The sequence below is a fragment of the Microcystis aeruginosa NIES-843 genome (genome assembly GCF_000010625.1).
GTDB lineage: Bacteria > Cyanobacteriota > Cyanobacteriia > Cyanobacteriales > Microcystaceae > Microcystis > Microcystis aeruginosa.
In genome coordinates, this window is sequence record NC_010296.1 from 760250 (window position 1) to 781263 (window position 21014).

At 43.1% G+C, this 21014-nt stretch carries 26 protein-coding genes; 14 read left to right on the forward strand and 12 right to left on the reverse strand.

Annotated features, from left to right (window positions below; translation table 11 throughout):
- Window positions 1–96: 96 nt before the first annotated feature.
- Together MAE_RS03865 and MAE_RS33120 are read right to left on the reverse strand one after the other, a co-directional pair.
- A complete protein-coding gene (locus MAE_RS03865) occupies window positions 97–1338 on the reverse strand; it encodes an IS701 family transposase (protein ID WP_050766271.1) in 1242 nt (413 codons plus the stop codon).
- An 887-nt stretch (window positions 1339–2225) separates the two neighbouring features.
- Window positions 2226–2375, reverse strand: a complete 150-nt coding sequence (locus tag MAE_RS33120) for a hypothetical protein (RefSeq protein ID WP_012263821.1) — start codon at window positions 2373–2375, stop codon at window positions 2226–2228.
- Window positions 2376–2565: 190 nt separating this feature from the next.
- Between MAE_RS33120 and MAE_RS03870 the strand changes: the two genes are divergently transcribed.
- The 4 genes from MAE_RS03870 to MAE_RS03885 all read left to right on the forward strand — a co-directional run bounded on the left by MAE_RS03870 (window position 2566) and on the right by MAE_RS03885 (window position 4271).
- Window positions 2566–2868 carry a hypothetical protein gene (locus tag MAE_RS03870; protein ID WP_012264403.1) on the forward strand — a complete coding sequence of 101 codons (303 nt, stop codon included), beginning with the start codon at window positions 2566–2568 and terminating at the stop codon, window positions 2866–2868.
- Window positions 2849–3223, forward strand: a complete 375-nt coding sequence (locus MAE_RS03875) for a type II toxin-antitoxin system PemK/MazF family toxin (RefSeq protein ID WP_173351054.1) — start codon at window positions 2849–2851, stop codon at window positions 3221–3223. Before MAE_RS03870 ends, MAE_RS03875 begins: the two co-directional genes overlap by 20 nt.
- A gap of 362 nt (window positions 3224–3585) precedes the next feature.
- Window positions 3586–3861, forward strand: coding sequence for a hypothetical protein (locus MAE_RS03880; protein ID WP_002752671.1), 276 nt, complete (start codon window positions 3586–3588; stop codon window positions 3859–3861).
- Window positions 3858–4271 carry a type II toxin-antitoxin system VapC family toxin gene (locus tag MAE_RS03885; protein WP_004268924.1) on the forward strand — a complete coding sequence of 138 codons (414 nt, stop codon included), beginning with the start codon at window positions 3858–3860 and terminating at the stop codon, window positions 4269–4271. The genes MAE_RS03880 and MAE_RS03885 overlap by 4 nt, the downstream gene beginning before the upstream one ends.
- A gap of 353 nt (window positions 4272–4624) precedes the next feature.
- Here the strand turns inward: MAE_RS03885 and MAE_RS03890 are convergent, their stop codons facing one another.
- Window positions 4625–5632: a Gfo/Idh/MocA family protein gene (locus MAE_RS03890; protein ID WP_012264406.1), complete on the reverse strand. Its 1008-nt coding sequence runs from the start codon at window positions 5630–5632 to the stop codon at window positions 4625–4627.
- Window positions 5633–5716: 84 nt separating this feature from the next.
- On the opposite strand from MAE_RS03890, the gene MAE_RS03895 reads away from it, so the two are divergent.
- Both MAE_RS03895 and MAE_RS33950 read left to right on the forward strand, forming a co-directional pair.
- Entirely contained in the window at window positions 5717–7756 is a 2040-nt protein-coding gene (locus tag MAE_RS03895; RefSeq protein ID WP_012264407.1) for a hydantoinase/oxoprolinase family protein, read from the forward strand.
- Window positions 7757–7763: 7 nt separating this feature from the next.
- On the forward strand, window positions 7764–7910 hold the full coding sequence (locus MAE_RS33950; RefSeq protein WP_173351057.1) for a hypothetical protein: 147 nt from the start codon (window positions 7764–7766) through the stop codon (window positions 7908–7910).
- 302 nt (window positions 7911–8212) lie between these two features.
- Here MAE_RS33950 and MAE_RS03900 read toward each other — a convergent pair whose 3' ends face one another.
- From MAE_RS03900 to MAE_RS03910, 3 genes are all read right to left on the reverse strand, one after another.
- On the reverse strand, window positions 8213–8833 hold the full coding sequence (locus MAE_RS03900) for a chorismate lyase (protein WP_002758121.1): 621 nt from the start codon (window positions 8831–8833) through the stop codon (window positions 8213–8215).
- Window positions 8834–8981: 148 nt separating this feature from the next.
- Window positions 8982–9278, reverse strand: a complete 297-nt coding sequence (locus MAE_RS03905; protein WP_012264408.1) for a hypothetical protein — start codon at window positions 9276–9278, stop codon at window positions 8982–8984.
- Entirely contained in the window at window positions 9279–9938 is a 660-nt protein-coding gene (locus MAE_RS03910; protein WP_012264409.1) for a glutathione S-transferase family protein, read from the reverse strand. It abuts the gene before it with no gap.
- A gap of 123 nt (window positions 9939–10061) precedes the next feature.
- Between MAE_RS03910 and lepB the strand changes: the two genes are divergently transcribed.
- The 4 genes from lepB to MAE_RS03930 all read left to right on the forward strand — a co-directional run bounded on the left by lepB (window position 10062) and on the right by MAE_RS03930 (window position 13434).
- Window positions 10062–11159 carry a signal peptidase I gene (gene lepB, locus MAE_RS03915; RefSeq protein ID WP_041803776.1) on the forward strand — a complete coding sequence of 366 codons (1098 nt, stop codon included), beginning with the start codon at window positions 10062–10064 and terminating at the stop codon, window positions 11157–11159.
- Window positions 11160–11347: 188 nt separating this feature from the next.
- Window positions 11348–11923 (forward strand): hypothetical protein, encoded by a 576-nt coding sequence (locus MAE_RS03920; protein WP_012264411.1) that lies wholly within the window; start codon window positions 11348–11350, stop codon window positions 11921–11923.
- Between the two features lie 6 nt (window positions 11924–11929).
- A complete protein-coding gene (locus tag MAE_RS03925; RefSeq protein WP_002758115.1) occupies window positions 11930–12298 on the forward strand; it encodes a DUF1818 family protein in 369 nt (122 codons plus the stop codon).
- Window positions 12299–12363: 65 nt separating this feature from the next.
- Entirely contained in the window at window positions 12364–13434 is a 1071-nt protein-coding gene (locus MAE_RS03930; RefSeq protein WP_002758113.1) for a YheT family hydrolase, read from the forward strand.
- A gap of 136 nt (window positions 13435–13570) precedes the next feature.
- Here MAE_RS03930 and MAE_RS33705 read toward each other — a convergent pair whose 3' ends face one another.
- Complete coding sequence (locus MAE_RS33705; RefSeq protein ID WP_012264412.1) at window positions 13571–13738, reverse strand: hypothetical protein; 168 nt, start codon at window positions 13736–13738, stop codon at window positions 13571–13573.
- A gap of 15 nt (window positions 13739–13753) precedes the next feature.
- Complete coding sequence (locus MAE_RS03935) at window positions 13754–14749, reverse strand: carbohydrate kinase family protein (RefSeq protein ID WP_012264413.1); 996 nt, start codon at window positions 14747–14749, stop codon at window positions 13754–13756.
- Window positions 14750–14779: 30 nt separating this feature from the next.
- Between MAE_RS03935 and MAE_RS33125 the strand changes: the two genes are divergently transcribed.
- The gene (locus tag MAE_RS33125; RefSeq protein ID WP_158303489.1) at window positions 14780–14917 is read left to right on the forward strand and encodes a hypothetical protein; all 138 of its coding nucleotides are present in this window, start codon (window positions 14780–14782) and stop codon (window positions 14915–14917) included.
- Window positions 14918–15071: 154 nt separating this feature from the next.
- Window positions 15072–15542, forward strand: a complete 471-nt coding sequence (locus tag MAE_RS03940; RefSeq protein ID WP_002758109.1) for a GNAT family N-acetyltransferase — start codon at window positions 15072–15074, stop codon at window positions 15540–15542.
- Here the strand turns inward: MAE_RS03940 and MAE_RS03945 are convergent.
- The 3 genes from MAE_RS03945 to MAE_RS03955 form a co-directional block, all read right to left on the reverse strand.
- Complete coding sequence (locus MAE_RS03945) at window positions 15478–16335, reverse strand: sensor histidine kinase (RefSeq protein ID WP_012264414.1); 858 nt, start codon at window positions 16333–16335, stop codon at window positions 15478–15480. The two genes, MAE_RS03940 and MAE_RS03945, sit on opposite strands and share 65 nt — an antisense overlap.
- A complete protein-coding gene (locus tag MAE_RS03950) occupies window positions 16290–16877 on the reverse strand; it encodes an L-threonylcarbamoyladenylate synthase (protein WP_012264415.1) in 588 nt (195 codons plus the stop codon). Before MAE_RS03950 ends, MAE_RS03945 begins: the two co-directional genes overlap by 46 nt.
- Before the next feature lie 215 nt (window positions 16878–17092).
- A complete protein-coding gene (locus tag MAE_RS03955) occupies window positions 17093–17536 on the reverse strand; it encodes a hypothetical protein (protein WP_041803780.1) in 444 nt (147 codons plus the stop codon).
- 923 nt (window positions 17537–18459) lie between these two features.
- On the opposite strand from MAE_RS03955, the gene MAE_RS03960 reads away from it, so the two are divergent.
- The gene (locus MAE_RS03960; RefSeq protein WP_012264419.1) at window positions 18460–19317 is read left to right on the forward strand and encodes an IS5-like element ISMae4 family transposase; all 858 of its coding nucleotides are present in this window, start codon (window positions 18460–18462) and stop codon (window positions 19315–19317) included.
- Window positions 19318–19783: 466 nt separating this feature from the next.
- On the forward strand, window positions 19784–19945 hold the full coding sequence (locus tag MAE_RS33130; RefSeq protein WP_012264421.1) for a hypothetical protein: 162 nt from the start codon (window positions 19784–19786) through the stop codon (window positions 19943–19945).
- A gap of 6 nt (window positions 19946–19951) precedes the next feature.
- On the opposite strand, the gene MAE_RS03965 is transcribed toward MAE_RS33130, so the two are convergent.
- A protein-coding gene (locus tag MAE_RS03965; protein WP_125730587.1) for an ISKra4-like element ISMae18 family transposase occupies window positions 19952–21003 on the reverse strand; the annotation gives its coding sequence in 2 pieces (ribosomal slippage) (window positions 19952–20847 and window positions 20847–21003; 1053 coding nt in all).
- Between the last annotated feature and the right edge of the window lie 11 nt (window positions 21004–21014).

Genomic DNA, 21014 nt, shown 5'->3' on the forward strand with positions numbered 1-21014 from the left:
CTTGGAACGAAATAGAGGCTTTTAAAGACTGCGTACATGGAGAATTAAAACAAGAATTACCCTCGAAAAGCCTATTTTTCCACTAAGTATTTATGCTCATTGCAAAGGTGAGATGCTCCCTAAACTGGCTTTGTAAGCGGCAAACACATCCCGATTCTCGGTCAGCCACTCAAAGAAACGGAAAGACATCGCTGTCCGAAAAGCTTCCAAGGCTTCCACAAAAGTGTTTAAAGGTCGATTCGCCCACTGCCTTTGCAATCCCCCAGTTAACTTATGCCACAGGATAAATGTATAGGCACAAAACACCAGGATAAAATGACGAAGTAAGCTTCGTTTATCCCTGACTTGATATTCCCTTAACCCTAACCATCCTTTGGCTTCTCGGTAGAATACTTCCACCCAATTTCTTTCGGTGTAAGTCCTCACTATCCACGAAGCTGTTACTGTATCTGCCTCAACTACATTGGTGATGAAATAGTCCACCTCTGTGGCTTTTTCCATTGAACTTGCATTCATGACGATCGCCAAGTTCCTTTCTCCTTCTAGTTGAGATATTTTCGCTCTGAATACCGCTACCCAAACCGTTTTCTCTTTATCTAGATTTAGGGTGATTTTCTCCCAATCCTTTTCTGATAGGCTTTTTGCTAGTTGCTCAAGCTGGATTGTTTCTTCCACACCCCCTTCTTTTTCAATAATTACTTTTCGATTTTTTGCCAATCCTCCTAAGTATTTTAGCTTTCTTTCTTCCAGGGCTTTGAGAAAATTTGTGTTGTTGCCATAACCAGCATCTATTAAGACGATTTTCGGTCGATAGCCTCTGGTTAAGCTCCGGTCAATTAAATCTATCGCTATCTCTGGTTTCTTCTTAAATTCTTTGTCTTCTTTCCCCTCGGCTAAGGAACTAGCCGGTTGATAAATTTCAATGTCTAGGGGGACACTTTTTTTGCCGTCGTAGAGATGAGTAGTGACGGCGACTATTCCGTTGTCTGTCTTGCCAATTTCTCCTAGGTACTGCCTGCCAACTCCGGCGGTCAGATTGCCACTTTTTCGATGTCCTGAGTCATCGACAATCAGGGAAAATCCTCGGGGGATTTGCGTCTGGCGGCATTGGTTCATCACTTGCAACCGACATTCATTCACCTGACGGTCTGACCAAGGAGATTCGGTCAAAAAGTGATGTAATCGGTTATAAACTACTCCGACGGCATTATTGGCCATTTGAGTGAGGTTTTTCCTCTCACTTTCCCCTAATAATCCTCCTAAATAGGGCTGGCTGAATAAATCTAAAAACCTTGTTGGATAAGACTTTTGGACTTTTTTCCCCTCAAAAAGTACCAGATATGGGAGTGATCAGGGGTAAATTCAGGGACTTTTTCCCTGAAAATTAGGTAATTGACCCCCTCAAAATCGGTAAAACCCCACACCCGTTACAGTAGAGCAGGAAGTCGCCTTCCCACCCCCTGCTTCAAAACCGGACTTACGACTTTCGCCGTATCCGGCTCCTGAGTAACTAGGCTACTGTCATTAGTAGAATAATAATGGGAATTATTATTTCCTTGTCTATTCAACCCTCTTGGCTGTATCCCCACCAGACAAGATTGTTGGTTTTAGGGCGTATATGACCGTTGATTGTTGCTTAGACTTCCTAGTTACCCGTCCTTTGTCAGCATATCTTTGATATTACTCAAAGCCTTGGCTTTTAAGGACATCCTCTCCCTCTATTGACTTGCGGATGGTTTCCTACTGCCCCGAACGGGCAGAGTCAATCAGGGTTACTTCGTTCCCTATAACCATTGGTTGAACCCTTAGGATGATACTGTCCACAACAGAGTAACGGGAATGCCTTACTGATAGTGGTATGAGCTATCAGCCCCAACTCTGTTAACTTTTGTTTCGAGCCTGTCAGCCTTTTGGCTCGTGGGTGTTGACGATGGTTAATTCGTATCTTCGCCCCAGGGCTATCCATAGGTTCTGGCTCAACGGGTTTCTGATTTAGGCTATCAGATACCGCTTTTTTTTTCCTCGCTCACTACCTCAGATGTACCAAGTCTAAAGCAGCAGGAAATGCCGTCACTCTAGGCATCTAGAGGACAGGACTAAGGTTATTACTAACCCGCACCTGTAGGGTTATAAAGTTATCAAGGTACTACATTTACCAAGCGGCTAATCCTCTAAACGTCTTACTGTCTAGTTTCTAGCCAACGAATCGCACCACACCCCACACCCTACACCCTGCCCCTAGGAAAAACTTTTTCAGCAGACCCTAAATATTGTCTGAAGCCGTTTTTTTGCGCTTCGTTTTTGAAGCAATTGTCAAACCGCCGACACCATCGGTCAAAGCATGGGGGCATTGCGGCTGGGGTTGTCTCTTTCATCGCTGATCTTTCAACGTAAAGTGCTTACTCTTTAACGATTATACTCGATTTGATCTTTATTTGGCGTTTAAGTCCCACTAATAGATTTTTGGGGAACGCACCATGCACATTGATTGAAACTGTGGGTTAAAGTGCGGTCGCCGATCTTAATAAGCTATATTAACAACAATACTTAAAGAGAAGGCTTAAAATGGTTAAATCAACTTTGTACAGGACAGCAAAAGTCCTACCGGGAAATAGAATTGAAATTGAATCTCCAGATCTGACTGTAGGACAAACTGTTGAGGTAGTTATTTTGGTTGAAGAAGTTAGTTCTGATTCTTCTACCAGCGAATATATCTCTCCATCCTTAAAACAGCGTCTTGCTTTTCTGAAGTTACCAATGACTGAACGGAGGAATATTCTCAAAAGTCAAGCCGATATAATGCTCTCTCACTATCAACAAGATTCTGAATGGCAGGAGTTAATGGCAGGTGACATCATTGAGTATTAACCCTGAGCTGCCAAAACGTGGAGAAATTTGGTTAGTCAACTTCGATCCTACTGTTGGTGCAGAAATCAAAAAATTGCGTCCTGCCGTCGTCATCAGTTCCGATTCAGTAGGAAAGCTTCCTATCAAGCTTATTGCTCCTATTACAGACTGGAAAACATATTTTTCAGCAAATTTATGGCACGTTAAAATTGAACCTAACAGTATCAATGGATTGAATAAAGCTTCTGCAATTGATACTCTTCAACTAAGAGGGGTGGATTTACAAAGGTTTATTCGTAAATTAGGAAGCGTTTCTGAAATTACAATACTGGAAATTGTAGCCTCCATTGCTACTGTAATCGAATTTGAGGTCTAACAAATCATTGCACCCGACCAACAAAAAGCGACTGATGCTGGAAAATAGACCAAAATGGCGGGTGAATTCAGCTGGTAGGGTGCGTTCCCTAATGCAAGTCCTACTGCTCCAGCGCTCGATTTTGGGTAACGCACCATGCACATTGATTGAAACTGTGGGTTAAAGTGCGATGCCGAAGGCACTGCGTAGCAGTACGCCGCTCTGGTGGGTTAGGTTGACGGCAGACCCCCAACTGTGATCTTTGACTTCATGCCAATTTGTGCGGACTGTATTCAGGTGTTACCTGCTGTGATAGTTAGTAAGTGAGCCTGTTCGTTGAGTTGAGGAGTAAAATAGGAGAAGTCCTAATCTAAGATTTAGTAATGGATAGAAGCATTATAGAACGGCAACCGCTACTTGAAGCAGTCAAGGCTCTCCCTGATGAGGCTTTAGTGGAACTGTCTAATTTTCTGGACTATCTTCGCTATAAAGCAGCCCATCAAAGAGAACTGACCACTCATTCTTCTAGTTTTCTGCTTGCAGTTGCAGGTTTAGGCAACTCTGGTCAACAGGATATTTCAGAACGTGATGAAGAGATTCTAGGCAATGAGATTGATCCGGTGTCCGGCTGGAATCTTAACCCAAGCAATTCAGTATGACGGCGATACTTGACACCAGTTTTTTGTTTGCCTTGACCGATCAGGGCGATCGCAATCATCAACGGGTGTTGGCTATTGCTCAAAGCGTGAATGAGCCATTGGTTCTACCTGTCGTTGTCCTGCCTGAGGTCTGCTATCTGATTGCATCAAGATTGAGCCACCAAGCAATGCGCCGTTTTGTATCCAGTATGACACCTGATGCGGTTCAAGTTGAACCTGTAATCCCAGAAGACTTGGTACGAGTGCATGAGATATTGGAACAATATGCTGACAATCAGCTTGACTTTACAGATGCAGCGATCATTGCCATAGCTGAAAGGCTTACTATTACTCGCGTTTACACACTTGATCGCCGAGATTTTTCGATTATTCGTCCAAGTCACTGCGATTACTTTGAGTTATTTCCTTGAACCACCAGCTAACACTGCGTGGCAGCGGACGGTCGCAATTCGTCGCTGCCGAGCTTGCTTTCTAATGCCGTCGCTGATTTGAGCCGTTAGCGATCGAGCGCGCTACGCACCGATCGGGTTCTGGACTTCCCCATTGACAAAAAGCCATAACCTGTGCTGCAGGAAGGATTAACAGAATTTCCGATACCCCCTTACTGGGTACAAATTAAGAAAACCTCTAATAAATCTAACGCCGTACAAACTCCTCGTCAATAGCAAATCAGGTTATACTTCACACCCCACACCCCACACCCCACACCCTACCCCCACGAAAAACTTTTTCAGCAGACCCTACCTATCGATCCCATTTTTACCTATTCTAAGCGCAGGATTTCTCCACCTCTGGCTAGAGATAATTCTGCTGCCTGGAGGATTTTGACTAATTCCGTCCCTACCGATCCCGAAGATACAGGAGAATTGACACCCGTAGCCACCGACTCTAAAAAATGTTCGCACAATGCTTTTAGGGGTTCACCATCGGCAATAGGGATAGATTCCGTCTCCTGTCCCCGGGGAATAAAATAGGCTTCCTGACGTTCAAAATGGCCCTTTTGTCGGGTTAAAGGCGATCGAGAGTCTAATTCATTGAAAATTAAAGTCCCTTCGCTGCCAACTATCCCTAAACGTCGCTGTTTATCGGGATTCAACCAACAAAGGTGAATAGTCGCTTGAAAACCATCGCCATAGATCAGGGTTAACCAGACTAAATCGGCTAGATTAGGTTGTAGCCAGAAGGTTCCCCTTGCCTGTACTAATACAGGAGTACTATTTAGCCAATGATTAAAAATCGAGATATCGTGAATAGCCAGATCCCACAAAGCGGACACATCCTGACGAACTGGCCCCAGGTGGGTGCGAGTGGCATAACCATAAAGAGGTTTACCGATACCCCCGGATTGCAGGACTTTTTGTCCAGTGATAACGGCCGGATGAAAAAGATAGGTATGATCAACTAATAAAATACGCTGTTTTTTAGCCGCTAATGCCGTTAATTCGGCACATTCTTGGGGATTGAGGGTTAAGGGTTTTTCGGCGAGGACGTGATAACCTAAATTAAGAGCATCTTTAATCAGGGGATAATGACTGATGGCGGGAGTAACGACGACCACAGCCGAGATTTCGGGGTGATTGCGAATAGATTCCCAGTCATTGGCTAAAATAACCTTATTAGTATCGAGATTAAATTGATCGCGACAGAGATGAAGTTTTTCAGGGGAGGAGTCAACGATCGCCACTACTTGTGCTGAGGGATGTTGAGAAAAATGACGGACGTAATGCACTCCCCAACGTCCTACCCCTAAAATAGCGATTCCTGTGGACATTTTGCTTACTCAGATAGATCAATCTAGTTTATTTTAAAAGGATTAGGCGCAATTGTTAATTGATTCTGAGAACTGGAAGGGATTATGTTAAAATTTTTTATCGATCGAGGGGGAACTTTTACCGATATAGTGGCGATAATCGATCGACCAGAAATTATTGAACGACTAGCTAGAGATGCCGCTAGATTTCTGATTGTTCCCCTTGCCGATCAACAGTGGATTGTTCTCTATAAACTGCTCTCGGAAAATCCCGAAAAATACTCGGATGCAGTCATTCAAGGGATCAAAGATATTAGTGGTTCCCTAGATAACATCGAAGTGATTAAAATGGGAACAACGGTAGCCACCAATGCGCTGTTAGAAAGAAAAGGAGAGCGCACGGTTTTGTTAATCACCAAAGGTTTTAAAGATGCCTTGAGAATTGGCTATCAAAATCGCCCCGATATTTTTGCACGTCAAATTATTCTTCCTTCTTTATTATACGAACAAGTTATCGAAGTGGCCGAACGGTACGATCGTCAAGGACAAGAATTAATCGCCGTTAATCCCGCCCAAGTTAAAGCCGATTTAATACCAGTTTATCAAGCGGGTATCCGAAGTTGTGCGATTGTTTTTATGCACGGTTATCGTTATCCTGACCACGAAAAACAAGTGGCAGCCATTGCCGAAGAAATCGGCTTTACTCATCTAGCCATTTCCCATCAAGTCAGTCCTTTAATGAAACTGGTATCCCGGGGAGATACCACGGTAGTCTCTGCCTATTTATCGCCAATTTTACGCCGCTATGTTGATAGTATTAGCCAGCAATTACCGAAAACTAGCTTGTTATTTATGAAATCCGATGGCGGTTTAGTCACCGCCGATAAATTTCAGGGTAAAGATAGCATTTTATCTGGTCCTGCGGGGGGAATAGTCGGGGCAGTACAAACCAGTTTAAGGGCGGGATTTAGTAAAATTATCAGTTTTGATATGGGAGGAACTAGCACCGATGTTTCTCATTTTCAAGGGGAATACGAGCGCCAAACAGATAACGAAATTGCTGGCGTAAGAATGCGAGCGCCGATGTTAAGTATTCACACCGTGGCCGCTGGTGGGGGTTCGATTTTAGTCTATGATGGTTATCGTTTTCGGGTCGGACCAGAAAGTGCCGGAGCTAATCCGGGACCTGCCTGTTATCGACGGGGTGGACCATTAACAATTACCGATGCTAATGTTTTGTTAGGAAAAATTCAAGCTGCCTATTTTCCCGCTATTTTTGGACAAGAGGGAAATTTACCCCTAGATAGAGAGATTGTGCTGACAAAGTTTCACGAATTAGCGGCAACAATGGGGGGTAATAATAGTCCTGAACTCCTGGCTGCCGGGTTTATTCAAATTGCCGTGGAAAATATGGCTAATGCGATTAAAAAAATCTCTCTACAAAAGGGTTATGATCTCAGTGATTATACTCTTTGTACCTTTGGCGGTGCCGGGGGTCAAGTGGCCTGTTTAATTGCCGATACTCTGGGAATGAAAAGTATTTTTCTCCATCCCTATGCCGGGGTTTTAAGCGCCTACGGCATGGGTTTGGCCGATTTGAGGGTAATTAAAGAAAAAGCGATCGAACAGCCGTTAAATGCCGATTTAATCGGGCAGTTGCTCACGGAAATGAACGAATTAGAAGTTTTAGCGGGTCGGGAATTAGAGGATTATAATCAGGTGCGGCAGCAAGTTAGTTTAAAATATCAAGGCAGTGATGCCACTTTAGCGGTTAATTTTAGCGATCAAATGCGTCAGGATTTTGAACGGGAACATCAAAGACGTTATGGGTTTAAGCAAGAACAAAAAGCTTTAATTGTTGAGTCGATTGCCGTGGAATTGATCCAGACTATGGACAGTCCCAAAGAAGCAATTTTAACTCGCTCCCGTCCGATGGGAGAATTACCTCCTATCCTCGATCGAGTAGCGGTTTTTATGGCTAATCAATGGCGAGAAACGCCAATTTATCAGCGTTCAGATCTGCAACCTTTTGATTGTCTCGCCGGACCCGCAATTATTATCGAAAAAATTAGCACGATTGTGATTGAACCGGGTTGGATGGCAAAATTAACGGAGAAAAATCATTTAATTCTCTCCAAAGATTAACTAGGGTTTGCGGCAAAAAGTTTTTCGTGGGGGTAGGGTGTGGGGTGTGGGGTGTGGGGTGTGGGGTTTTACCAGTTTTGAGGTGGCCAATTACCTAATTTTCAGGGAAAAAGTGCCTAAATTTCCCCCACTTTTTGATTTCAAAAAAGCCTAAAGATATTATCCAACAAGGTTTTTAGCTTTATTCAGTAAACCCTACATAGGGTTTGCTGAAAAAGTTTTTCCTGGAGTCAGGAGTCAGGAGTCAGGAGTCAGTAGCCGGTCGTCGGTCGTTTCAGGCTTTGTTGCCCTCTTTTTTTGTACCAGTTTATGTACTATGAGGAGAATAATGCAAGGTTTTTGAATGTCCCAATCCTATTTTCTTGCACTAACATCAGATTTTAACAGGTCAAAAGCCTTATTTTCAAAGGGTTTTACCATTATTCAGCAAGTCCTACATAGAAATATCTACAGCAGTTATCCTAATTGATCAATTCTCATTTCGCCGAGGTATTTACGGAGATAGGGAGAAAAAACCTCGTAAATCAGGGTAAGGGGTTGGCGAGCGTGCCAAAATAGGTAATGACGACCCCAAAATGCTCCTTTTTCCCCAAAAGCTATTTCTAATTCCGGGGAATGACCGTAATAAAGTCCCTGCACATCGCGATACAATTCCGTGTGCAGCCGCGAGAGACTTTCCCAAATCGGTAGGGAACGATTTTCCAGATATTCGTCCACTTGATTGACAGACCACCAAGAAGCGGCATAGGCTAACCTTTGACCACTAGCTGTGCGTAACCAGACTTGACGACGCAATCTCGGCCCCGGAATCAGGCTAATTTTCATCGGTGCGCCATCCTCATCGTCGCCGATGGGGGACATATCGATCACATCCACTTCCGTTTTTTCACCCGTTAAAAGTTGTAAATGACGGGTGGGAGAACCATCGCCGAGAATTAAAATCTGCCACGGGGGTGCGAGTTGGCTATGGGGTAAACCTTGTTTAACATCGGTTTCGTCTCCTTGCCAGAGAGGGGACAGGGAGTACCAAGGACGATTAAGCAGGGGCTTTTCTTGGGGGCGGAGGATAGCAGTCAAGGTTTGTTACAAAACTTTATGATTTTTTCATTAATGATAACACGGGATTTTTGTCTGCTGGCGATAAAAGCGATCGCCTTGCTCTAATCCTCTCTAATTTTTCGGTTAGCAGATGCACTCTTGCCACAGGAGATCGGCTATTTTGATTTTAACGATAGAAAGGTATCAATATCTGGAGGAATTTTTGTAATCTTCTCAGGGCAATTAATTGTCGAATCTTGGGATTAATTTGGGGGGGATAAATGCTGGTGGCTAATTGTTCTTCTAGTAAGGCATATTCTGCCGCAGTTAGGGGTTGATTATCAAGGGGCGATCGAGCCGAAGTGATAATTTCTGCTCGTAAAACTTCTTCGGGAATATCTTCAGGAGCGGGCAAAGCAAGGGCTTTCAGGGGCGATAAGAAAACGATCGAGATGAGGATGATAATTTTGGTCGTTCGCTGCATTTAATTTAAACCGGGGGGCAATTTTTCCCGACACTGTTGATGAATTTCCCCGATTCTAGCAAACAACCAGGGATATTTTTGACGATAACTGGGAATTAGAGCCAGAGGACTGAGTAGGGCAGTGGCGGCAATATCGGCTACACTTAATTTATCCGCCACCAAATAGGGCTGATTTTGCCAATATTCTAGAATCTTGAGGGCATTTTCTAGTCGCTCCTCCGCTAGTTTTACCCTTGCCGGGGTGATTTTATATTGTTGTCCCACGATATTAATAATTATTTGACTACTCAGGGAAGGATCGATCGCTTTTCCCTCTCCGGCGCGATAATTATAATAGACAAATCTAGTCGCTACTCCAATACTTTCATCTAACCAATCCTCTAGTAACCAAGCTTGATTTTTCTCCTTTTCCCCAGCGGGAATAAAAGAGGGGAAAGGAACTACTTTTTCTAAATATTTTAAAATGGCAGTAGAATCGGCAATAATCTCATCTGCTGCCATTAAAACGGGGACAGTGGTTAACCCTTTGGTTAGGGACCTGAGTTTGAGAATATGTAGTCCGGGGGTGAGATTTTCTACTTGGTAATCAATCCCCTTATAACCTAGGGCTAAACGAGCTTTGCGACAGTAATGAGATGTGCTAAATTGAAGTAAAAGCATTAAGTGTTGTTGGTTGCTATAGTAGTTATCAGTCATCAGTTATCAGTTATCAGATTTGAGTTTTAAGTTAACTGATCACTGTTTACTGATCACTGTTTACTGAATTGGCAATAGGTCTATACTATGAGCAAACCCTCCCTTTTTTCGGCTGTTTCTCGTCCTTATGCGACTAATTCACAAGCAAAAGATCCTTGGTTAGCGGTCAATCTCTCGATGTTTTTCCCCGGTTTGGGACAATGGTATGCTAACAAAAACCAAAAAGCAACCATTTTGGCAATCGCTCAAGTAATATTAATAATTGTGACAATTTGGTCAATTTTTAGCCACAATGGCCATGTAAGCTGGGGATTAGGGGGAATAGTTGCTCTGGTTATCGTTTACATTAGCAATATTTTTGACGCTCACTGGACTGTTTATTATTCCAGACAGAATAACAGCTTAGAGAAAATTCCCCGGAAACAGAAAAACCCATGGTTTGCCGTCTTCGCTAACCGGATTATACCCGGGTTAGGGCAATTGTACGCCGATAAGGTGATCTTAGGGATAATTTTTCTGACTATATCCCTGATTACCCTGAAAATAGATGATTTTTTGGACAATATCCTCTTTCTTACCCCTTTAATTACAGCAATCGCTGTTTATCATGTTTACCACACTTTCCCCGATCAATTTCATCCCCATCGTCACACCTATCGTTCCATTTTGGCGCTGATGGTGGCAGCAATTTTTACTTGGGGAATTATCTGTAATTATTTTCCCGATTGGTTACATCAAAGAATAGAATTTTTCGAGATTCCGAGCGAATCCATGCTGCCTACCCTCGCAGTAGGTGATCGCATTTTCGTCAGTCAATCTGGTAATTATCAAGCGAAAAGAGGCGATATAATTGTTTTTATAACTCCCGAAAAAATTAAGCAACTAGAGCCTAATTCTGGAGATTTTTTTATCAAACGAGTCATCGCTATTGCTGGGGATACCATTGAAATCCGCAGGGGTAAAGTTTATCTCAACTGGCAAGTTATCGAGGAACCCTACACCGCCGAGTTGGCCAATTATGAAATAGAATTTATGACTGTACCCCCAAAAACCCTGTTTGTTTTGGGAGATAATCGTAACCATAGTTTTGATTCCCATGCTTGGGGTTTTTTGCCGGAAAGTTATATCGTTGGTCAAGCCTATAAAGTTTACTGGCCTCTAGATCGTGTCCAGTCTTTGCTATGATGGGGATGACTAAGCTGTTGACTATCTGAATTACTCGTTAAGACTTCATGGGAGCAGGGAGAGGGGGGTTGAGCATTTGTCCTAAAGTTTACAATACGCAGTTTAAATGCAGTACAGCATCCCTTGAATTGTTCCTGAAAAATTACCACTGGTGCTAGATAATTAACTTCAATCTTTTCTTGATTAATATGCTGTTAAAATTCCCTCAAAAGCTGAAAATTAAGCAAATAATATTATTAGTATTCTGGCTAGGAATAGGGATATTTTTCTGGTGGTTATCGTGGCAATCCCCCGGGATGAGCCAAATTCAACGACCCGAAACAGTTGCTCAACAAATTTATCAAGCAATGCCAGATTTACCGAAAGAAAACAACTATACCCGTCGAGATACAGGGGCGATCGATCCGAATAATACTTTAATAAGTCGCTTTCTTCGTTATCATCAAGATACAAAAAAAAGGTTTACTCTCATCCGTTTTGATTGGCAATTAACCCTAGGGGATTATCTAGGAGTGAACGAGAAAATCAGCGAAGAAAACTATCCCGGACAAGCAACCCTTACGGTTAACCCGATGGCTGCCGATATCAAAGCGATTAACAGTCTTAATCGTCGTCAAAGGCAGCAGTTAGTCACCCTTCTAGTCGAAATTTATAACCCCGCCATTCTCCCCCAAGAAACCCCCAATCCTAGCCCTTCTCCCAGTCCTTCTCCCCGTCGTCCATCTTTATCAAAACCGGGAGATGCCGACCTATTAAAATTCTAGAAAATTATGGAAAAAATTCTCAAATATGGTTCAGGTTGGCGACTCGGTTGGGATCCTAAGGCAGCCATTTATAAAGGATTAATTGGTGGCGATGATTGGGCGATCGAATTGACCGAGGCCGAGTGGCAAGATTTGCGTCGGTTACTATCACAATTGACCGCAACTATGGCGGCCATGGCCACAGAATTAATGGATGAAGAAAGTATTGCTTGTGAAGCGGAAAGCGAGCTTTTATGGTTAGAAGCGGCAGGATTTCCCGATAATTATTCCCTGCGATTTATTCTCTATCAAGGTCGCGGTTGTGAGGGCAATTGGTCGGCCACTGCCCTGCCAGAGTTGCTCGCCGCTTGGGACAATTTGCTTTACAATTTTTAAGAAAGCGGTGGGCATAAGTTAATTTTTGTCTCCCCCTCTTGACTTTTTGATTCCCCTGTGCTGCTATGCTTGCCCATCCGAGGACGAAGACCGATAATCTCACCTACACTCCGCCCCCATTGCTGAAAAACGGTTTTGCCATGACTCTCTATGTGTCCCTAAAAGCGCGAGAAACCTGGCAAAATACGATCGCTATTCCCGAACCAGTCTATCAAGAAACCATTTTCACCGGGGCCAATGCCGTCCCTATCTACGGGATTGTTTCCATTCCCCCGCAAGCGAAAGGAACAATTATCGGCACCTACGGCATCACGGGAGACTTAGATAATCAATGGTTTTTAAGAATTTTAGGCAGAAAAGCCGTAGCAAGAAACTACGCAGTCGTCCTCTTCGATTGGCGGGCCCACGGTAAGACAGCCGAATTATCCCCGACTCTCACCTCCGATGGCATCTATGAAGGGCTAGATTTCCTTCATATTGCCGCCCAAGCCCAAAAAATGGGCTGTCCTGCTCCTTTTTGGTTCACGGGTTACTCTCTGGGGGGACAATTGGCCCTCTGGGGAATTAAATCGGCAGAGAATCAGGAAGATATGGGGATCGATCCCGTCGATATCGGTGGTGGTGCGGTAATTTGTCCTAATTTAGACTCTAATCGTTCTTTATCCTATCTCGTCCGGGATCCCTGGGGGAAACATTTGGAAAAAGCGATCGCCAGGGAATTACGCAAGTTAGCCAAACGCATCCATCAAGCTCATCCCGATCATATCGATCCCGAAGCAATTACTCGCGCCACCACGATTGCCGGATTCGATCGAGAATTAGTGATTAAAAAGCTAGGATTTGAGACAGTTTTTGACTATTATGCCGCTAGTAGTCCCTTGCCCTTTCAACCCTATTTAACTAAACCCACTTTTATCCTCTACGCAGCCGATGATCCCCTCTTTTCCCCCGCAGTTATTCCCGATCTGCAAGCAGCGATCGCCGATAATCCCCACGTGGATCTACTCTTAACCAACTATGGCGGTCATGTGGGTTATATCAGCAGTTTATCCTGTCAGCGTCAGTGGGGCGATAGCGATCGCTGGTGGGCATGGAATCGGGTTTTAGACTGGTTTGACCAAAAAACTGGCAAATAATCCTAAATCCGTTGAGTATAGGTTACATATCACGATAGGCACTCATGCAAGAGGGGGAATAAATAATCAGTTTTTAATAACCAGATTTAGTATAGGGTTGGCTGAATAAATCTAAAAACCTTGTTGTATAAGACTTTTAGACTTTTTTCCCATCAAAAAGTGCCAGACATTGGGGTGATCGGGGGGGAAATTTAGGCACTTTTTCCCTGAAAATTAGGTAATTGACCCCCTGAAAATGGGTAAAACCCCACACCCCACACCCCACACCCCACACCCTGCCCCCACGAAAAACTTTTTGCCGCAAACCCTAGTATAGTTTCTAGGAGTCAAAGGCCACTAGAAACTCCTCCACCTGTTCCCGAGTCGGTTGGGAGGCGATCGCTCCTGCCCCCCTTGTCACCATTGTCCCCACCGCACAGGCATAAATCACCGCCTTACGGGCTAAATCGGCATTTTCCCCAATTTGATCGCCTCCAAGACCGGCAAGAGCCAAAAAACCCGCCACAAAGCCATCTCCTGCCCCAGTTGTATCCACCACCTCCCCGGGAAAAGCCTCGACAGTGCCGCTATTTTTGCCTAAATGATATTTACAACCTTTTGCGCCGCCAGTAACCAGAATTGCCCCTAAATTGGGGTATTGTGATGATATTTCTCCGGGGGTATCAGTGCCAAATAACCATGCGGCTTCTTCCTCGCTACATTTGAGCAAATCGGCCCGGAAGATAAAATCTCGAATCCGATCGGGAGCGGCCTCAAGATTAGGCCAAAAAACCGGCCGCCAGTTGATATCGATCAATACTTTCACCCCGTAAATTTTAGCTAATTCGAGGGCGCGCATCATCGCCGCTCTCGCCGGGGGATAGGCTAACCCTAGGGTTCCCATCACTAGATAATCGGCATTTTTAAACAGATTTTCGGGCAATAGGTCAGCGTTAAGGGCAGTATCGGCAAAATCCGTCGTTTTAATGCCGCCAAAACCCGCAAAATGTCTGTCCCCCCCAGCATCGCGGGTGACATAAACTTGTCGGGTGGGTAGGGTGGCATGATACTGTACACCCGTGGTATCGACTCCAAGAGCGTCTAGCAAGGCGATTAACTGTTCTCCGGGTTGATCTTTGCCCACGCAACCGATAAAAGCCGAATTTATGCCCAATTTTCGCAATCCACAGGCCACGTTTGCCGGCGCCCCCCCGGTATAGGTTGTCCAAGAAGTCACTTGCTCTATAGCGCGATCGCTTTGATCGGCAATTAGATCAGAGAGGATTTCCCCTAAACAAATGACAGACACTGGCGAAGATCTTTGATTGTTAAGCATTGGTGTGGGAAGTGGGGTGTGGGGTGTGGGGTGTGGGAAGTGGGAAGTGGGAAGTGGGGTGTGGGGTGTGGGGTGTGGGGTGTGGGGTGTGGGGTGTGGGGTGTGGGAAGAATAAATAAAAATAATCTCCTGACGACCGACGACCGACGACCGACTCCCGATCACTGATTAATAACTTGTCAAGAAATCACGATAAATCAACTAGAGATTATCTGAGGCATTGAGTATAATCAAACACATAGATTAGGGGAAATTGCTCATAAATCAGTCCGATCGAGCGTGAATCCTCTTTTATTTTTTAGTCGTAGACTAAGGAAATATCATGGTTGATTGTAGTCAGATTCAGTTTGACGAGGATAAAAGCAAGATAGATCTATCGCAACTACGAGAATTATTTAATTTAACCGCATTTTGGGCAATCGATCGCCGTTTAGAAGATTTAGAAACCGCAATTGACTATAGTGATCCGGTGGTGACGGTGTGGAATGAGCGGCAATTAATTGGTTTTGCTCGCGCCATTTCTGACGGCATTTATCGGGCAACTATTTGGGATGTGATCGTTCATCCCGATTATCAGGGAGCGGGTTTAGGGCGTAAATTAGTAGAAACAGTCTTGGCCCATCCCCGAATAAATCGGGTGGAAAGAGTCTATTTGATGACTACTAATCAAGAAAATTTTTACCGGCGCATTGGTTTCCAAAGCAACGCCACCACGACGATGGTATTATTTAATCGTTATCCCGAGGAGTTTTCCTATCCGGCGATCGAGGTAAAGAAAAAACGATCCGTGTGAGCTTGTCCTGACTATTGTTATCGATTTGATCTAAGCTCATTTCCCCCCCCGAGACTTCGATAATGCCTTTCGCTAACTGAAATTTAAGACCGGGAGAAAGACCGATAGCTTGAGTAAATTGTTTGACTTCTTCTGGCTTTGATTCTAAACTCAAAGGAGAAATTTCTGGCATTTGCCAGAGAGCGATTTCCCCCGGAAATTCTAGGGTAATAGTGACTTTTTTCTCGCCAAGGGCGCTTACCGATATACAAATAGAGCCACTCGTTAAGTTGGCGATCGCCGCATCGACGAGAAGGACAAGAGCGGAGGATAAACGTTGATAATCGGCAATAATAGCAATATCATCGGTCAAAGGGCTAAATTTAAGCTTAATATTGCGATTAGCTGCCTGTAAATAGGTTAGACTTGCCCAATCTTGCCAAAGTTTAGTTAAAGAAAAAATTTCTTGATCGAGAGGTATAGTACCCGACTCTAGTTTGGAGAGATTAATCATCTCATCGACCATTGCCATCAGTTTACAGCCCGCCAGTTGCCCCTGGGCGATAAATTCCCTTTCCTCGGCCGGACTTTCACAAAGATCGGCGAGAATCAGTTGATGGAGACTGATCATACTGCTCAATGGCGATCGCAATTCGTGGGCAACCCGTGCCAAAAAACTGCTTTTGAGGTGATTAATTGCCACGGCCAGGTGATAAGCGAGGCGAGTTTGCTGTAATTCCCGTTTTAAAGCGTCAATATCGTCCATATTTACAGAAAAACTGCCCCTTGTCGTAAGATATCCCATCCTTGACATTGCCAACGCGCAACGGTGGAGGGTTGTCCACTATTGATTATTCCCCATGCTTGCCTTTCTGTGGGCGCTAACACCGTCACCGAGGGAAAAGTAGTCATAATCGCTTCTGGAGTCAATAAAGGCTCTTGTCCTGACAGATTAGCACTTGTGGTCGCTAAAACACCAGTTCGACCAAGAATTTCTCGTGCGATCGCATGAGCGGGAACTCGGATACCAATCGTGCTAGGATTTTTAGGGTTAAGAACTTTTGGTACTTTTTCAGCAGCAGGTAAAACCAAAGTTAGGGAGCCGGGCCAGTGTTTTTCGGTCATTTGCCGCCAAATTTCCCTTTCTTCCTGATTTCCCTCGACATAATCCCATAAATCTGCTGCTGAGGCCGCCATGAGAATTAAAGGTTTATCAAAAGTCCGTTTTTTAGCGGCAAAAATTAAGGCAGCATAGGGGGGAGAAACTGCTAAAGCGGGAACTGTATCCGTGGGAAAAGAAACCACTTGACCACTTAAGGCCGCGTGAACAATTTCGTTAAGAGAAGCAGTAGGCATTGAGAATTGATCATTTTTGGGGACTAATTTAGCCTAAAACTTTTCGGTGAAATATAAAACCAGAACAACCCCCCCCCGATGAAAGTGACAAAACTTATAGCTGAGTGCTGTCAGGGACTGGCGTAAAAATAAGATGCCAGCGTTGAGAGTGGGAGCAACAAGTTGCCTCTCCAGTCTAGACGGTAATTTATTCATACGCAAGTTCCTAAGCATAGTTAACGAATCCTGTACCAAATTTCCCCACCAGTCAGTAACTGATTTGCTCCTTTCATCTGAAAACTCCCCGATGAGGACTGACCTAAAGTACCAGCAAGAGATTGAACTGTCGTACAAGCGTCAAGCATTTGGTTAGGAGCCGGCGGACAATAGTACCAGATTCCCCCGACCATGGTTCTACCTCGCAGCGGGGTAAAGACAAAGGAATTAGCACCAGTCAACCGGTAATTGCCTGTCCATTCAGTCAACGCCGGCGGACTGGGAATGTTCGAGCCAGAGCCGATCGCATAACTACCACGATAGGTGCCATCTGGGAAAAAACTCATTTGTTGAGTTGCAGGCGGATCACCAGAAGTCGAATGTCGCCAAGTACCGATCAGAGGAGAATTTTGTTGGGCTAACCCTAATTGAGTAGCTAGGGATGAAATAAGTAGCAGACACATAGGCAGCCCGATAAGAGTAATTGGAAGCAATTTGTTGAAAGTCCGAATCCTATCTGTAATATTCATTTTTAAGACCTCCCAGTTTCGCTCTAAAGTTGATCAGGCCATCTCGAAGTGCTTACTATCCAAAGACGCTAACCAACTTAATCAAACTTAATATTGTCTTTTGTGTCCTCCCTTGTACAGCCATATTGTAACATTCTTGACCAAAAACTAACGAGTGCAAATAAAAACTTTTGCTCCTTTAGATGGGCTTGTTTTTGACTCAATTGTTCACTCTAGAATTAGCAATAGACCCTAGAGGTATGTGTTTAGTCTTTTAGACTACTCGCTTGCTGGCAAAATATGACCAATGTATTTGATTAACTGGACTGGGAGCAACAAAAATTAATTTTTCCCACTGTCTGAGTAGATTGAGCCTTGGCCCTACTTTTGCCTGTAAATCAGGGAATAATAAGCCTAAGATTCGCTGGCTGTCCTTGTTATTTATGAGTGACTATCCCGATTTTTCCGCTTATGGCTATCAGGTAAGCAAAATCCGGGAGCATCTCACTTACGCGATAAGTAATTATACTTAGCCTAAAAGCCACTCTTAATCGTGTCTTGGAACGAAATAGAGGCTTTTAAAGACTGCGTACATGGAGAATTAAAACAAGAATTACCCTCGAAAAGCCTATTTTTCCACTAAGTATTTATGCTCATTGCAAAGGTGAGATGCTCCCGATCGTGTTCCCGATTGCCTTGGCTGGTTTAGCATTAGATACAACTCGTAACGTGGGCTTTGGTTTTTTAGGAATATTAGACCTCTTGCATAATTTTTTTATGGTATAATATAAGGTTTTGCTTTTTTCTCAATTCTTAGATTGAAGTGGAAAAAAGAATAAAATGTGATCTTAGGTCAGGAAATCATCTATAATTTTGCTATGTTTATTAGCAAAATTATGGATTATCAAAACTTATCAGATGAACAATTCAAACGCCGTTTCGGTGTGTATAAACAAACATATAGAAAGATGGTAGAATCAGTAAAAAGTGTTGAAGCCGACTCTAATTCACCATCTAAAAGGGGACCGAAACCTAAACTATCTATAGAAGAACAAGTTTTAGTAACGTTAGAATATTGGCGAGAATATAGAACATATTTTCACATTGGTACAAGCTGGGAACTATCAGAATCAACTATATGTCGGATTGTAAATAAGACGGAAAAAATGCTTTTACAATCGGGAAACTTCCGTTTAAAAGGAAAAAAAGCTTTACTCAATCAAGCAGAGATACCGGTCATAACGGTAATGGATGTAACGGAAACTCCCATTGAACGCCCCCAAAAGAAACAGAAAGATTTTTTGGGGGGTAAAAGAGGTTATCATACTTTAAAATCCCAATTAGTAGCTGATCAAAATACAAAGGAAATTATCTGTGTCTTTTGTGGGAAAGGTAGAGGTCATGATTTTAGTTTATTTAAAAAAAGTCGAGTTCGTTTTCATCCTTTAACTACCAGCATAGAAGACAGTGGTTATCAGGGAATAGCTGCATACCATAGTAATAGTTATACACCGAAAAAGAAATCGAAAAATAGAAAATTAACAGAGTTAGAAAAAGAGTATAACAAGGCTTTAGCCAAAGAAAGGATTATCATTGAACCTATAAATAGGAAACTCAAAATCTTTAAAATCTTATCCTGTAAATATCGGAATCGTCGTCGAAGATATAGTTTAAGAGTTAACTTGTTGGCGGCTATTTATAACTGTGAGTTAGGGATAGGTATAGCAGCTTCTTAAAAGTTGCCTAAAGATTAATCAAGTCAAGGAGAATTTATTCTCAATTTTTATAATTGAGATAGTTTGTGCCGCTTAAATAAAGAGGTTTTGATAACCAAATTAAAGCAGCTCTAAAGAGTTTTGAGTTAAAAGTTAAACTTCAAGTTTTCATTCAGGACAAATGTACTGATTAACTAATTTTTTGGGGAAAATTAGTTAACCCATCATTATAACATATAATTAATTTGCAAGAGTTCTATTGATTAGTTTAGATATTTGGTTACAAGAAAACCAGGATTTTCCTAAATGGCTTTATTTAACTATCTCAACACTTCTTTACATTAACCTCATCATTCCTATCCACTCTATTATAGTTGATTATCCACCTTCTCTACAGGACTATCCCTACCGAGGTCTTTATCAAATAATTCATTCTATTTTTCTTTAGTGTTATGATTTCCCTATATTTTGAACTGGTAGATAAAATATGAACAGGATAATTAAGGTTGCTTTAGTTGCCTTACTATGGATAATTGTGACTACTTCCGCAGTTGACCTCGGAGGAGATACATCACGTCGTTTGGACATGGCTCATGCTTGGTGGACAGGTCAACCGGAAATGGGAGCATCCCAGTTTTGCAATGAGTAAAAATACTCAGGCAATATCGCCGTTGAGATAAGCACAACGTAGCTTCAAATACTGAGGAACATTCTCTGCTTTCCATTGTGCTCCCACAATTTTCATTCTTGCACCTATTTGCTTAATCTTTGACTCTACACTTCCAGAACCGATGCAAATCCCTTGTGATTGATAGAGTTCGTAATTGGGTATTCTTTCTCGATGTTTATCGACATATTTGGTGAAATTTATAGCCTGTTTCTTTTTGCATCCCTCTAATTCCTCTAAAACTCTTTTCACCTCTCCTTTCCATAAATTCTCTTTGATTCTATTCAGACGCTTGTTTGACCCGCCTATTTTCTTCATATTCTCTACTAAATGATACCAATCCAATATTTCTCTCCTTTTAACACCGATTTTCTCCATCAGATTCCACACCCCATCATGACCATCTCCTAAACAGGTGACTACCTCTGTTAAGGGCTGACGGTTCACCCATTCCAGTAATTCTTCATTTTGCTGAAAAAATCCCGCACATTCTTGACCATGCAGACTTACTGCTTTGTAATCTCGACCTTGACTCGGTTGTCCTTTGGGCGTTCTGATTCTGACTTTTCCGACCTCTACACTCAATGCTTCTACCGGACTCTTTGCTTCTGCTTCCTCAAATTTATATCTTTGTACAAGCCTCTGTTGACTACTGCCTGAAACTGCCATTCCTGTCGCCATTTTGATAGCTTTTTCCGCATCTTCAAAAGAGACTTTAGCCACTGCTCCTAAGCAACATTTCTCCAGCATGGGACTTAATCGATTATTCTTGCTTAATCCTAGTTTATCGGCTTGTTTCTCGCTTATCTTGACTTTCCCTATGATACTGCTTACGCTTTTGGTTCGCCCTGCTTGGGTTCCTGTTGCTGATTCAAAAAAAAATTGCCTATGGCAGGACCCAATGTAGTCAGCCAATGGTCTCGCAGGGCGGTTTCAATGCCCTCAAAGCTACGTAGTTGTTCTTCTGGGGTATTATCGACTAGAATTTGAGCAATGGCTTTTAAATGTTGATCTAGTTGTTCTTTTTGGTCTGTATTCATGATTCTACCGT

Coding starts and splice junctions, on each gene's coding strand:
- MAE_RS33120 (WP_012263821.1), bottom strand. CDS start 2,375: ATGAAAGAGACAACCCCAGCCGCAATGCCCCCATGCTTTGACCGATGG.
- MAE_RS03870 (WP_012264403.1), top strand. CDS start 2,566: ATGGTTAAATCAACTTTGTACAGGACAGCAAAAGTCCTACCGGGAAAT.
- MAE_RS03880 (WP_002752671.1), top strand. CDS start 3,586: ATGGATAGAAGCATTATAGAACGGCAACCGCTACTTGAAGCAGTCAAG.
- MAE_RS03885 (WP_004268924.1), top strand. CDS start 3,858: ATGACGGCGATACTTGACACCAGTTTTTTGTTTGCCTTGACCGATCAG.
- MAE_RS03890 (WP_012264406.1), bottom strand. CDS start 5,632: ATGTCCACAGGAATCGCTATTTTAGGGGTAGGACGTTGGGGAGTGCAT.
- MAE_RS03895 (WP_012264407.1), top strand. CDS start 5,717: ATGTTAAAATTTTTTATCGATCGAGGGGGAACTTTTACCGATATAGTG.
- MAE_RS03905 (WP_012264408.1), bottom strand. CDS start 9,278: ATGCAGCGAACGACCAAAATTATCATCCTCATCTCGATCGTTTTCTTA.
- MAE_RS03910 (WP_012264409.1), bottom strand. CDS start 9,938: ATGCTTTTACTTCAATTTAGCACATCTCATTACTGTCGCAAAGCTCGT.
- lepB (WP_041803776.1), top strand. CDS start 10,062: ATGAGCAAACCCTCCCTTTTTTCGGCTGTTTCTCGTCCTTATGCGACT.
- MAE_RS03920 (WP_012264411.1), top strand. CDS start 11,348: ATGCTGTTAAAATTCCCTCAAAAGCTGAAAATTAAGCAAATAATATTA.
- MAE_RS03925 (WP_002758115.1), top strand. CDS start 11,930: ATGGAAAAAATTCTCAAATATGGTTCAGGTTGGCGACTCGGTTGGGAT.
- MAE_RS03930 (WP_002758113.1), top strand. CDS start 12,364: ATGCTTGCCCATCCGAGGACGAAGACCGATAATCTCACCTACACTCCG.
- MAE_RS03935 (WP_012264413.1), bottom strand. CDS start 14,749: ATGCTTAACAATCAAAGATCTTCGCCAGTGTCTGTCATTTGTTTAGGG.
- MAE_RS03940 (WP_002758109.1), top strand. CDS start 15,072: ATGGTTGATTGTAGTCAGATTCAGTTTGACGAGGATAAAAGCAAGATA.
- MAE_RS03945 (WP_012264414.1), bottom strand. CDS start 16,335: ATGTCAAGGATGGGATATCTTACGACAAGGGGCAGTTTTTCTGTAAAT.
- MAE_RS03950 (WP_012264415.1), bottom strand. CDS start 16,877: ATGCCTACTGCTTCTCTTAACGAAATTGTTCACGCGGCCTTAAGTGGT.
- MAE_RS03955 (WP_041803780.1), bottom strand. CDS start 17,536: ATGTGTCTGCTACTTATTTCATCCCTAGCTACTCAATTAGGGTTAGCC.
- MAE_RS03960 (WP_012264419.1), top strand. CDS start 18,460: ATGTTTATTAGCAAAATTATGGATTATCAAAACTTATCAGATGAACAA.
- MAE_RS33130 (WP_012264421.1), top strand. CDS start 19,784: ATGAACAGGATAATTAAGGTTGCTTTAGTTGCCTTACTATGGATAATT.